Genomic DNA, 11,884 nt, shown 5'->3' on the forward strand with positions numbered 1-11,884 from the left:
GATGCCGGTCCACGAGCCGCTCCCGGAAACGCGGCCGTTCCCGCTCAGTAGCGCCGGAACAGCGCGACGAGACGGCCCTGGATCTGCACCCGGTCGGGGCCGAAGATGCGGGTCTCATAAGCCGGATTGGCGGCCTCCAGCGCGATGGAGGCGCCTTTACGGCGCAGGCGTTTCAGCGTGGCGTCCTCATCATCGATCAGCGCCACCACGATATCGCCGGTGCTGGCGGTATCGGATTTGCGGATCAGCGCGAGATCACCGTCGAAGATGCCGGCCTCGATCATCGAATCACCGCGCACCTCAAGGGCGAAATGCTCGCCGCCCGAGAGCATTTCCGGCGGCATGTTGATCGTGCTGTCGGGCGACTGGATGGCGGAGATGGGTGAGCCGGCGGCGATGCGGCCGACAATGGGGATGGCCACCGGGCGCCGGGAATCCTCCTCCACAGCGGCAGAGGGAAGCTTCACCCGCCCAAGGCTGCCCTCGATGACATTCGGCGCAAAGGCGGCGCGCGCGGGGCGGGACTGCGCGTCTTCCGGCAGGCGGAGTACTTCGAGCGCGCGTGCCCGGTTGGGCAGGCGGCGGATGAAGCCGCGCTCTTCCAGCGCCGTGATCAGGCGGTGAATGCCCGATTTCGACCGCAGGTCCAGCGCCTCCTTCATTTCCTCGAAGGAGGGGGGCACGCCGTCCCTTTTCAGGCGTTCGTCGATGAAGAGCAGCAGCTCGTGCTGTTTGCGGGTGAGCATCGATCCCGATCCGTCTGTAGGGCGCCCGAGGGCCGTTAAGCGAAACAAATCACGAACAAACACTATCCGTTCTTTGTGTGTTCCACAACGGGGAATTCTCGCCCTGCCGCAACTCTGGCGCGCGACAGACAGGTCGGTTATCTGTATGCAATGGCCCAGATATTGCCTAATGCCTATGCATAGTCCTGCGTGCAGCACGAAAGGCGCGAGTCGTGATCGGAACCATAGCTGACATTGTCGCCGCCCACCGCGCGGGGCGGGCCCGGCCGGCGGAAACGGTGGCGCGGGCGCGGGCACTTATCGTGGCGCATGGCGATCCGGCGGTGTTCACGGCGCTGGTCGACGATGCCGGCATCACGACCCAGCTCGCGCGGCTGGAGGGCGCCGACCCCGCCCAGATGCCGCTCTACGGCGTGCCCTTCGCGGTGAAGGACAACATCGACGTCGCCGGCCTGCCGACCACCTGTGCCTGCCCGGACTATGCCTATCCAGCCACGCGCGACGCGGCGGCGGTGGCGCGGCTGCGCCGGGCGGGGGCGATCATCCTCGGCAAGACCAATCTCGACCAGTTCGCCACCGGGCTCAACGGCACGCGCTCACCCTATGGCACGCCGCGAAATCCCGTGCGCGATGATCTGGTGCCGGGCGGGTCGAGCTCCGGCTCGGCGGTTGCGGTCGCGGCGGGGCTCGTGGCCTTTGCGCTGGGGACGGACACGGCGGGGTCCGGCCGCGTGCCAGCGGGGCTGAACAATATTGTCGGTCTGAAGCCCAGTCTCGGCCTTGTCTCGACGCGCGGCGTCGTGCCCGCTTGCCGCTCGCTGGACTGCGTGTCGGTCTTCGCGCTCACGGTGGAAGACGCGCTGCTGGCGACATCGGTGATGGCCGGGCCGGACGAGGATGATCCTTATTCGCGCGTCTTGCCGCTGGGGGGGCTCGCCGGTTTTCCGGCCGGGCCGACGCTCGCCGTGCCGCGCGCGCAGGATCTCGTGACCTTCGGTGACCGCGCCTCGGAGGCGGGGTTCCGCCGCGCCGCCGAGCGCATGGCGCGGCTGGGGGCGCGGCTGGTCGAGATCGACCTCACACCGTTCTTCGAGACGGCGCGGCTGCTTTATGAGGGGCCGTGGGTGGCGGAGCGCTACGCGGCGGTCGGCGCCTTTCTCGAATCGCGGCCGGCCTCGGTGCATCCGGTGGTCGCCGGCATCATCGAGCAGGGCCGCCATTTCAGCGCCGTCGAGGCATTTCGTGGGCAGTACCGGCTGGCGGAGCTTAAGGCGCAGGTGCGGGCGGCGCTTGCCGGCATCGACGCCCTGATGGTGCCGACCATGCCGACGGTCTTCACCGTCGCGCAGATGCAGGCCGAGCCGGTGCGCTGCAACAGCCAGCTCGGCGTCTACACCAATTTCGTCAACCTGCTCGATATGTGCGGCCTCGCCGTGCCGGCGGAGATTCGCGCGGATGGCGCGCCGGCGGGCATCACCCTGCTGGCGCCGGCGGGGCAGGACGCCCATCTCGCCGCGCTCGGCGCTGCCTTCCATCGCGACACCGGGCTGACGCTCGGCGCGACCGGAGCCGCTCATCCTGCCGCCTCCACCGCCATGCCCGCCCCGGCGCCCGGCTATGTGGCGGTCGCCCTGTTCGGGGCGCATCTGTCCGGCCTGCCGCTCAATGGCGAGCTGGTCGAGACCGGCGGGTTGTTCATCCGCGAGGCGCGCACAAGCCCGGATTATCGTCTCTTCCTTCTGCCGGAGGGCCGGGTGCGCCGGCCCGGCCTGCTGCGCGGGGGCGCGGGTTCCGGCGGGCGCATTGCCTGTGAGGTCTGGGCGCTGCCGGAAGCCGCCTTTGGGCGGCTGGTGGCGGGCATCCCTGCGCCGCTTGGCATCGCCACGGTAACGCTGGAGGACGGCACGTCGGTGAAGGGCTTCGCCATGGAGGCCGCTGCTGCACCAGCGGCGCGCGACATCACCAGCTTCGGCGGCTGGCGCGCCTTTTTGGCGGATGAGGCGGCGCGGCGCGGGCTTCTGGCGCCGGCGGGCTGAGAAGCCGAATCAGCTGGCGCCGGTAAGCGCCTGAAATCAAACGGTCTGAGCGTATTGCTCGTAGGCGTCGTGGACGATGGTGATGTGCGAGCGCATGGCAGCAGCGGCGGCGTCCCGCTCGCCACGCAGCACGGCGGTGACCACCCGTTCATGCTCGCGATGGGACAGGGCAAGACGGCCGAGCGCGTGGAACTGGGCGCGCCGAAAGGGCGAGAGGCGCCGGCGCGTGCCGACGGTGATCTCCACCAGATAGTCGTTATGGCTGCCGGCATAGAGCGCGGCATGGAACTGCTCATTGGCCTCGCGATAGGCGGGGAAGTCGCCGGCTCGCATCATGTCGCCCATGCTCTGGTGAAGCTGGTCGAGCTGCCGGCGCTCCGCCGGGGTCATGGCCAGCGCCGCGAGGCCGGCGCAGAGCGCCTCCAGTTCCGCCATCACGTCGAACATATCCTGCAGCCGCTCAAGGCTGGGACGCGCGACCACGGCGCCGCGATGCGGACGGGCATCGACCAAGCCCGAGGCGGCGAGCTCGCGCAGCGCCTCGCGCACCGGGGTACGGGACACACCGAATCGCGCGGCCAGCACCGTCTCGTCCAGCGCCGTGCCGGGGGGTAAGCGGCCGCGGGTGATCTCGTCGGCGAGCTGGAGCCGCAATTCCTCGGCGCGGGTAACCCGCTTGCGGGCCTCGGAAAGGGGGCCGGCGACCGGCGGCATCACGGCAAGGGACATCGGGCTCAACAACCAGAAGGACAGGCGTGCCGGGACGATGAAGGACGGCGACATGCCGAAGCTAGCATGATGCGCCCGGCCCGTCGCGCGGCGTGCGGCGTCATCCTTCGTCGGGATCGGCGATGATGCTCACATGCGCCGCGACGACCTTCCAGCCCTCGGGCGTGCGCATCCAGGTCTGCATCTGCCGGCCGATACGCCCGGGCATGACAGGACGGCGGAACAGGGTGGACGCCACCGCCATGTCGCGGCCATAGGTGGTGATGACCGTCTTCTCCAGCGTCCGTTCAAGCCCATGCGGCGAACGCGCCTTGCGGAACGCCCGGATGGCCTCGATGCCGTAGAGATTCTCGCCATTGCCGTAGCGAATGGTGGTCGGATCGGCCCAGAACAGCGCGTCGAGCCCGGCAACATCGTTGCTCACCAGCGCCTGCTCATAACGGCCGAAGGCGGCTTCGACCTCGGCCTTCACGTCGGGAAGATTGATGTCCATGGAGTGCCCCTTCTGACGGTTCAGAACATCGCGTGCGGCCTGCCGGGTCAATCCTCGAGCGGCAGAATCTCGCAGGGCTCGCCCGCCTTCGCCGCCGGCGCGTGCGGCTGGCGCACCAGCAGCACGTCGGCGCGGGCGAGCACGGAGAGCATCGAGCTGTCCTGTACGGGAAGCGGTCGCACCAGCGGCAGGCCGCACTCCTGGCCGACGATCTGCGCCCGCTGGAAATCCATGCGCATCTCGTTGGCCTTGATGTCAGTGGCGAGGCGCGCCGGCTTCAGCGGCACGCGGGGCGGCACGTCAATTCCCTGCAGGGCTTTGAGCAGCGGCACGAGATAGAGCAGGGCGCAGACATGGGCCGAGACCGGGTTGCCGGGCAGGCCGAGCACATGGCTGATGGATGCCGCATGCGCGTAAGTGCCGAACATCAGCGGCTTGCCCGGCCGCAGCGCGACCTTGTGAACATCGAGCGCCACGCCCTGCGCGGTCAGCGCCGGGGCGACGAGATCGTGGTCGCCCACTGAGGCGCCGCCCGTGGTCACCAGCACGTCGAAGCCGGCGGCCAGCGCCGAACTCACGCCCGCCTGCGTTGCCGCCATGTCATCGGGCAGGATGCCGAAATCGGTCACTTCGGCACCCGCCGCGCGGGCGAGCGCGCCGACCGAATAGATGTTGGAGAGGATCACCTGATGCGCGCCCGCGCCCGCACCGGGGCGCACCAACTCGTCACCCGTGGAGAGAAGGCCCACGCGCGGGCGTCGGTACACGCTGAGCTCCGCCACATCGGCCGAGGCGGCGAGCGCGAGATCGCGGGCCCGCAGCCGGTGGCCGGGGGCGAGCAGCGGCTCGTCATGGGCGAAGTCGCCGCCGGCGCGGCGTATGTGCCGGCCGGGCGTCGCCACCTCACGGATGGCGACAAGGTCGCCCTCGCGTAGCGTGTCCTCCTGGATCACCACGGCGTCGGCGCCGGCGGGCATCACCGCGCCGGTGAAGATGCGCACGGTGGTGCCGGGCAGTATCTCGTCCGGGAAGGGACGTCCGGCCGCCGATTCGCCGATCAAAGTGAGGGTGGCCGGCAGTTCGGCCGCGTCCTGCGCCCGCACGGCATAGCCGTCCATGGCCGAGACATCGGCGCCGGGCGTGGTGCGATGGGCGACGAGCGGTTCGGCCAGCACCCGGCCGGCGGCCTCCATGAGCGGCACGCGCTCGGTCGGCAAGGGAGTGACGGAGGCGAGCAGACGGGCCAGCGCCTCTTCAACCGGCATCAGCGCCATGGCGTGTCCCCCTTGTTCAGTCGGCCTGCCAATGCCCGGAACGGCCGCCGGATTTCTCCAGAAGCCGGACCGCCTCGATGCGCATGCCCCGGTCCACCGCCTTGGCCATGTCGTAGACGGTGAGGCAGGCGACGGAGACGGCGGTGAGCGCTTCCATCTCCACGCCGGTCTGCCCGCTGGTGCGCACCGTGGCCCGCACCCGCAAACCCGGAAGCGCCGCATCCGGTTCGATCTCGACCGCGACTTTCGACAGCAGCAGCGCGTGACAGAGCGGAATCAGCTCATGGGTGCGCTTGGCCGCCATGATGCCGGCAAGGCGTGCCGTGCCGATGACATCGCCCTTCTTGGCGTTGCCGGAGACGATGAGGTCCAGCGTCGCCGCCTCCATCCGCACCTCGCCCGCCGCCACCGCCACCCGGTCGGTGATCGCCTTGTCGGCGACGTCGACCATATTGGCGGCGCCCGAGGCGTCGAGATGGGTGAGGGTGGGGCGCTCGCTCATCAGCCCGCCGCCTGCAGGACGGGGGCGAGTAGGGCGCGTGTCGCCGCCGCAACGTCCGTCTGCCGCATCAGGCTCTCGCCGACGAGGATGGTGCCGATGCGCACCGTGGCGAGGCGGGCGACGTCCTCGGGCGTGAAGATGCCGCTCTCGCCGACGATCACCCGGTCCGCCGGGATGCGCGGGGCGAGCCGCTCGGAGGTGGCGAGCGTCACCTCAAAATTGCGCAGATTGCGGTTGTTGATGCCGACGAGGCGGGCGGACAGCGTCAGCGCGCGGTCGAGCTCGGCATCGTCATGCACCTCGACCAGCGCGTCCATGCCGAGGCCATGCGCGGTGTCGATCAGGTCGCGGGCGAGCGCATCATCCACCGAGGCCATGATGACGAGGATGCAGTCCGCGCCCCAGGCCCGCGCCTCGTAGACCTGATAGGTGTCGTAGAGGAAATCCTTGCGGAGCGCCGGCAGCGAACAGGCGGCGCGGGCGGCGGTGAGGAATTCCGGCGCGCCCTGAAAGGAGGGAGTGTCGGTGAGCACCGAGAGGCACGCCGCCCCGCCCGCCTCATAGGCGCTGGCCAGAGCCGGCGGGTCGAAATCCGGCCGGATCAGGCCCTTGGAAGGGCTGGCCTTCTTGATCTCGGCGATCAGCGCGGTCTGACCCGCGGCGATCTTCGCCTCAATGGCGCGCAGAAACCCGCGCGTCGGCGCCTGCGCCTCGGCGCTCGCGCGCACGCTCGCGAGCGGGCGGGCGAGCTTTGCGGCGGCGATTTCCTCGCGCTTATAGGCGCCGATCTTCTCGAGAATATCCGCCATCGCGCCTACTCCGCCGCCAAAGCGGAGACCGCGACCAGCCGGTCGAGCGCGGCTTCCGCATGGCCACCGGTGAGCGAGGCGCGGGCGATCTCCAGCGCGGGGCCGATGGCGTCGGCCTTGCCGGCCACGATCAGCGCGGCGGCGGCGTTGAGCAGGGACACATCGGCATAGGCGCTCTTCTCGCCCGCCAGCACGGCGCGCAGCGCCAGCGCATTGGCCGTGCCATCGCCGCCCTTCAGCGACTCAGGCGTGGCGCGGGCGATGCCGAATTCCTCCGGCGTGATCTCGAAAGCGCGGATCGTGCCGTCCTTCAGCTCGGCCACCGTGGTCGGCCCGGTCGTGGTTATCTCGTCAAGCCCGTCCGAACCATGCACCACCCAGGCGCGGCTGGAGCCCAGCGTGCGCAGCACCTCGGCGATCGGCTCCACCCAGCCGCGCGCGAACACGCCGACCATCTGGCGGGTGACGCCGGCGGGGTTCGACAGCGGGCCGAGCAGGTTGAAGATGGTGCGCGTGCCCATCTCCACCCGCGTCGGGCCGACATGCTTCATCGCCGGGTGATGCGCCGGGGCGAACATGAAGCCGATGCCGGCATCTTTGATGCAGCGGGAGATCTGCGCCGGGGTGAGGTCGAGCTTCACGCCGAGCGCGGTCAGCACATCCGCCGCGCCGGACTTGGAAGAAAGCGCGCGGTTGCCGTGCTTGGCGACCGGTACGCCGGCGCCGGCGACGATGAAGGAGGCGCAGGTCGAGATGTTGTAGGAGCCGGAGGCGTCGCCCCCTGTGCCGACCACGTCCACCGCGCCGGCCGGCGCCTCGACGCGCAGCATCTTGGCGCGCATGGTCGAGACCGCCCCGGCGATCTCCTCCACATCCTCGCCGCGCACGCGCAGGCCCATGAGCACGGCGCCGATCTGCGAGGGCGTGGCCTCGCCCGACATCATGATGTCGAAGGCAAAGGCCGATTCCGCCCGCGTCAGCGTCGCGCCGGTGGCGATCTTGCCGATGATGGCCTTGAGATTTTCCATCGTTCCCCCGGATCGCGCGTCAGGCTGCCCGCGACCGGCCGGCGTTCCACGCCCGCGCCATGTCGAGGAAGTTCTTGAGAATGGTCTTGCCGTGCTCGGAGGCGATGCTCTCGGGGTGGAACTGCACGCCATGCACGGGCAGCTCCTTGTGCGAGAGGCCCATGATGAGGCCGTCCTCGGTCTCGGCGGTTATGCCGAGCGCGGGGGGCAGGGTGTCGCGATTCACCACCAGCGAGTGGTAGCGCGTCGCCTTGAACGGGCCGTTGATGCCGCGGAACACCGTCTCGCCCGTGTGCTGCACGTCGGCGAGCTTGCCATGGATCGGCAGCGGGGCGCGGATCACCTCGCCGCCGAACACCTGGCCGATCGCCTGATGGCCGAGGCAGACGCCGAACACCGGTACGCCCTCCTTCGCCGCCCGCTCGATCAGCGCGCAGCAGATGCCGGCTTCGTTCGGCGTGGCCGGGCCAGGGGAGATGACGATGGCCTCGGGCTTCATCGCCAACGCTTCGTCGACGGTGAGGGTGTCGTTGCGGCGCACCTCCACCTCGGCGCCCAGGCCGCCGAGATAGTGGACGAGGTTCCAGGTGAAGCTGTCGTAATTATCGACGAGAAGGATCATCGCGGGTCCATCCGCCGGCCCGTGCCGGCTGCAAAAGGTCTAGGGTGTGATCCGGCGCGGGGTCAAGCCGCGCCGGCCGGCGATTGCTCTATCGCCAGCCCCGCCATCGCTGTTGCCGCGTGCGCTCCATCCCCGCCGTCCTCACTGGCCGCGCCCGGACCGGGTGGCGAAGCGCACCGCTTCCTCGCCGGCGCGGAACAGCGCCTTGGCCTTGTTGACGCATTCCTGCAGCTCGCTCTCCGGCATCGAGTCGTAGACGATGCCGGCGCCGGCCTGCACATGCATCCGCCCGTCCTTCACCACGGCGGTGCGCAAGACGATGCAGGTATCCATCTCGCCATCGGCGCCGAAATAGCCGATAGCGCCGGCATAGATGCCGCGCTTGTCGCGCTCCAGCTCGTCGATGATCTCCATCGCCCGCACCTTGGGCGCGCCGGAGACCGTGCCCGCCGGAAAGCCGGCGGCCAGCGCGTCGAGCGCGTCGCGGCGCGGGTCGAGCTCGCCCTCGACATTGGAGACGATGTGCATGACCTGGCTGTAGCGCTCGATGAAGAAGCTGTCGGTCACTTCCACCGAGCCGATGGTCGCGACGCGGCCGACATCGTTGCGGCCGAGGTCGAGCAGCATCAGATGCTCGGCGCGCTCCTTCGGGTCGGCCAGCAGTTCGTCCTCCAGCGCCTTGTCCTCATGCGGGGTGGCGCCGCGCCGGCGCGTGCCGGCGATGGGGCGAATGGTGACGGTGTTGGCGCGCAGCCGGACCAGAATCTCCGGGCTGGAGCACACCAGCGAGAAGCCGCCGAAGTTGAAATAGACCAGGAACGGCGCCGGATTGACCCGGCGCAGCGCGCGGTAGAGCGAGAAGGGCGGCAGGGCGAAGGGCGCCTCGAAGCGCTGCGACAGCACGACCTGGAAGATGTCGCCGGCGCGGATGTACTCCTTCGCCCGCTCCACCATCGCCCGATAGGCTTCCGGCGTGGTGTTGGAGACCGGCTCCACCGCCTGATGGAAGGCATCCTCAGGCGGCAGATTGGGCAACGCGCTGTCGAGCGCGGCGACGATCCGGTCCAGCCGCTCGCTGGCCTGCTCATAGGCTGCGCGTGCCGAGAGCCCGGCGACCGGCCGCACGGGCGTCACCACGGTGATCTCGTCGCGCACGGCGTCGAACACCACCATGACGGTCGGGCGGATGAAGATCGCGTCGGGCACGCCGAGCAGGTCCGCCTTCGGCGCCGGCAGGCGCTCCATCTGGCGCACCATGTCGTAGCCAAGATAGCCGAACACGCCCGCCGCCATGGGCGGGGCGCCCTCGGGAAGGTGGATGCGCGATTCCGCCACCAGCTTGCGCAGCGAAACCAGCGGCTTGTCGGGGCAGGGCTCGAAACTCTCCGGCGCGGTGGCGGCCTGCCGGTTGATCTCGGCCGCATCGCCCCGGCAGCGCCAGATCACGTCAGGGTCGATGCCGATCATCGAGTAGCGCCCGCGCGTGGCGCCGCCTTCGACCGATTCGAGCAGGAAGCTGTTGGCCCGCTCGCCGGCGATCTTGAGGAAGGCCGAGACGGGCGTTTCGAGGTCGGCAATCAGCGTGGTGGTGACCACCTGCGTCTCGCCGCGCTCATAGGTGGCGGTGAAGGCCGCGACATCCGGTGTGAGGCTCATGATCGGGCTCGTCAGTTCACCGCGTCGGCGCCGACGATCTGGTCGAGCGCGGCGCGGTTCACGCGGGCGCCGAGATCGCTCTGCAACTGGACCAGATACTCGGTCATCACGTCGTTCTCGACACTCTGACGCACATCGGCCAGCACCTTCTCGTCGAGGTCGCCGCCCGGCGGGGTGGTGACGTTCAGCACGAGGAAGAGGATGCGGCTCTCGCCGCCCTCGGCCTCGGCGCTGCCGGTGCCGCCCTGCGCGGTGGTGAACACCGCGTCGAGGATTTCCTGCGGCACGCCATCGGCGGCCCGGCCACGGCGCAGGCCGTTGGCGGCGCGCAGTTCCAGACCCGCCTCGGTGACCGCCTGATCGAAGGGCATGCCGGCCGCGATCTTGGCCTTGATCTCCTCGACCTTCTGGTCGAGCGCCTCGGCAGCCTTGTCCTGCTTCCAGCGGTCGAGCACCTGCGCGCGCGCCTCATCGAAGGTGCGGTCGCGCGGGGCGGTGACGGATTGCACCTCGTACCAGACATAGCCGCCATTCTGGGCAAGCTGGACGGCATCATTCTCCGCGCCGACATCGGCGGCGAAGGCGCCGCGGAGCACATCCGCCCGGCCCGGCAGGTCGGGGATGGAGGCGCCGTCGGGCGTCTGGCCCTGAATGTTGGTGGTGATGCTCTGAACCGTCAGGCCGAGCTTGCTGGCGATCTCGGAGAGCTTGGCGCCGCTGGCGCGCTCATCCTCGACCTGGTCGTACTTGGCGAGCAGGGCGCGGCGGGCGGCGTCGAGCTGGATCTCGGTGCGAATCTCCGGGGCGACCTCGGCGAGCGGCTTCACCGTCGCCGGGGTGATCGCGCCGACATGGACGATGACCGGTCCGAAACGGCCGGCGACCAAGCCGCTGGTGCCGTCGGCGGGCAGCGAGAAGGCGGCGTCCGCGACTGCCTTGTCGATGATGCCGGCCTTGGTCACGGTGCCGAGATCGACATCGGCGGGGGTGAGTTTGCGCTCGGCGACGATGTCCGAAAAGGGCGTGCCGGCGGCAATGCGGTCAGCGGCGGCCTTGGCCTCCTCCGCGGTCGGGAACACGATCTGCTGCACGACGCGCGTCTCCGGCGTGCCGTAGCGCGACTGGTTGTTGGTATAGGCGGCCTCGACCTCGGCGTCGGTCACGCTCTCGCTGCCGGCCAGCGTCTGCGGGGTGAGGGCGAGCACGTCGACCGTGCGGTATTCCGGCGCGCGGAACGCCACCTTGCGGGCGTCGAAGAAGCTGCGCAGTTCCTCATCGGTCGGATCGGCGAGGGCGGGCAGGCTGGTCGGGCGAAGCAGCGCGTAATTGACCGCGCGCTCCTCCTTGTCGAAGCGCACCAGCGCATCCTTCAGCACGGCCGGCACGGTCACGCCGCCGCCGAGCGACTGGATGATCTGCTGGCGCAGCGCGAGGCGCCGCTCGGCATCGACGAAGCGCGCCTCGGTGTAATTGTTCTGGCGCAGCAGCCGGGCGAAATAGGCCGGATCGAAGCTGCCGGACGGGCCGAAGAAGGCCGGGTTCTGCTGGACGCGCTTGGCGATCTCCTCATCCGACAGCGCAAGGCCGAGCGACTTCGCCTGATCGTCGAGGGCGGCCTCCGCGAGACGCTCGTTCAGCACCTGGTCGGGCAGGCCGAAGGCGCGCGCCATGTCCGGCGTGATGCCGCGCTTCAGCTGCTGGCTGATCTGCTGCAGGCGCTCCTGATAGATCTGGCGGAATTCCGGGACGGTAATCTCGGTCGAGCCGATCGTCGCCAGAGTCTGGCTGCCGAAGCCGCGGAACACGTCGGCGATTCCCCAGATCCCGAAAGACAGGATGAGGAGACCCATCAGGATTTTGGCGACTATTCCAGAGGCGCTCTTGCGCAGCGTATCAAGCATGGATCGTCTCGTTGGGCGTCAGGCGGGCAACAGGCCCGGTACGCGAAAGGCGCGCATCATAGGGACGGGCCCCATACGCCGCAATGTC

The 11,884-nt window shown here is 69.5% G+C and carries 11 protein-coding genes; 1 reads left to right on the forward strand and 10 read right to left on the reverse strand.

Going from position 1 to position 11,884, the window contains the following annotated elements; genetic code table 11:
• Nucleotides 1-44: 44 nt before the first annotated feature.
• On the reverse strand, nucleotides 45-746 hold the full coding sequence (gene lexA, locus OU996_RS14280; protein ID WP_267582273.1) for a transcriptional repressor LexA: 702 nt from the start codon (nucleotides 744-746) through the stop codon (nucleotides 45-47).
• A gap of 212 nt (nucleotides 747-958) precedes the next feature.
• Between lexA and atzF the strand changes: the two genes are divergently transcribed.
• On the forward strand, nucleotides 959-2,782 hold the full coding sequence (gene atzF, locus OU996_RS14285; protein WP_267582274.1) for an allophanate hydrolase: 1,824 nt from the start codon (nucleotides 959-961) through the stop codon (nucleotides 2,780-2,782).
• Nucleotides 2,783-2,818: 36 nt separating this feature from the next.
• Here the strand turns inward: atzF and OU996_RS14290 are convergent, their stop codons facing one another.
• The 9 genes from OU996_RS14290 to OU996_RS14330 form a co-directional block, all read right to left on the reverse strand.
• A complete protein-coding gene (locus OU996_RS14290) occupies nucleotides 2,819-3,511 on the reverse strand; it encodes a GntR family transcriptional regulator (RefSeq protein WP_267585722.1) in 693 nt (230 codons plus the stop codon).
• Between the two features lie 100 nt (nucleotides 3,512-3,611).
• Nucleotides 3,612-4,004 (reverse strand): oxalurate catabolism protein HpxZ, encoded by a 393-nt coding sequence (gene hpxZ, locus OU996_RS14295; protein ID WP_267582275.1) that lies wholly within the window; start codon nucleotides 4,002-4,004, stop codon nucleotides 3,612-3,614.
• A gap of 47 nt (nucleotides 4,005-4,051) precedes the next feature.
• Nucleotides 4,052-5,278, reverse strand: coding sequence for a gephyrin-like molybdotransferase Glp (gene glp, locus OU996_RS14300; protein ID WP_267582276.1), 1,227 nt, complete (start codon nucleotides 5,276-5,278; stop codon nucleotides 4,052-4,054).
• A 16-nt stretch (nucleotides 5,279-5,294) separates the two neighbouring features.
• Nucleotides 5,295-5,780, reverse strand: coding sequence for a cyclic pyranopterin monophosphate synthase MoaC (gene moaC, locus OU996_RS14305; RefSeq protein ID WP_267582277.1), 486 nt, complete (start codon nucleotides 5,778-5,780; stop codon nucleotides 5,295-5,297).
• Nucleotides 5,780-6,589, reverse strand: a complete 810-nt coding sequence (gene trpC / locus OU996_RS14310; protein WP_267582278.1) for an indole-3-glycerol phosphate synthase TrpC — start codon at nucleotides 6,587-6,589, stop codon at nucleotides 5,780-5,782. The genes moaC and trpC overlap by 1 nt, the downstream gene beginning before the upstream one ends.
• 5 nt (nucleotides 6,590-6,594) lie before the next feature.
• A complete protein-coding gene (gene trpD, locus OU996_RS14315) occupies nucleotides 6,595-7,617 on the reverse strand; it encodes an anthranilate phosphoribosyltransferase (RefSeq protein WP_267582279.1) in 1,023 nt (340 codons plus the stop codon).
• 19 nt (nucleotides 7,618-7,636) lie between these two features.
• The gene (locus OU996_RS14320) at nucleotides 7,637-8,239 is read right to left on the reverse strand and encodes an anthranilate synthase component II (protein WP_267582280.1); all 603 of its coding nucleotides are present in this window, start codon (nucleotides 8,237-8,239) and stop codon (nucleotides 7,637-7,639) included.
• 141 nt (nucleotides 8,240-8,380) lie between these two features.
• A complete protein-coding gene (trpE, locus tag OU996_RS14325; protein WP_267582281.1) occupies nucleotides 8,381-9,895 on the reverse strand; it encodes an anthranilate synthase component I in 1,515 nt (504 codons plus the stop codon).
• 11 nt (nucleotides 9,896-9,906) lie between these two features.
• Nucleotides 9,907-11,796: a peptidylprolyl isomerase gene (locus tag OU996_RS14330; protein ID WP_267582282.1), complete on the reverse strand. Its 1,890-nt coding sequence runs from the start codon at nucleotides 11,794-11,796 to the stop codon at nucleotides 9,907-9,909.
• Between the last annotated feature and the right edge of the window lie 88 nt (nucleotides 11,797-11,884).

This window comes from Ancylobacter sp. SL191 (assembly GCF_026625645.1).
GTDB lineage: Bacteria > Pseudomonadota > Alphaproteobacteria > Rhizobiales > Xanthobacteraceae > Ancylobacter.

Bases quoted from the DNA above. Each gene is read 5' to 3' on its own strand.
- glp (WP_267582276.1), bottom strand. From the start codon at position 5,278: ATGGCGCTGATGCCGGTTGAAGAGGCGCTGGCCCGTCTGCTCGCCTCC.
- trpE (WP_267582281.1), bottom strand. From the start codon at position 9,895: ATGAGCCTCACACCGGATGTCGCGGCCTTCACCGCCACCTATGAGCGC.
- trpC (WP_267582278.1), bottom strand. From the start codon at position 6,589: ATGGCGGATATTCTCGAGAAGATCGGCGCCTATAAGCGCGAGGAAATC.
- hpxZ (WP_267582275.1), bottom strand. From the start codon at position 4,004: ATGGACATCAATCTTCCCGACGTGAAGGCCGAGGTCGAAGCCGCCTTC.
- moaC (WP_267582277.1), bottom strand. From the start codon at position 5,780: ATGAGCGAGCGCCCCACCCTCACCCATCTCGACGCCTCGGGCGCCGCC.
- trpD (WP_267582279.1), bottom strand. From the start codon at position 7,617: ATGGAAAATCTCAAGGCCATCATCGGCAAGATCGCCACCGGCGCGACG.
- lexA (WP_267582273.1), bottom strand. From the start codon at position 746: ATGCTCACCCGCAAACAGCACGAGCTGCTGCTCTTCATCGACGAACGC.
- OU996_RS14330 (WP_267582282.1), bottom strand. From the start codon at position 11,796: ATGCTTGATACGCTGCGCAAGAGCGCCTCTGGAATAGTCGCCAAAATC.
- OU996_RS14290 (WP_267585722.1), bottom strand. From the start codon at position 3,511: ATGTCCCTTGCCGTGATGCCGCCGGTCGCCGGCCCCCTTTCCGAGGCC.
- OU996_RS14320 (WP_267582280.1), bottom strand. From the start codon at position 8,239: ATGATCCTTCTCGTCGATAATTACGACAGCTTCACCTGGAACCTCGTC.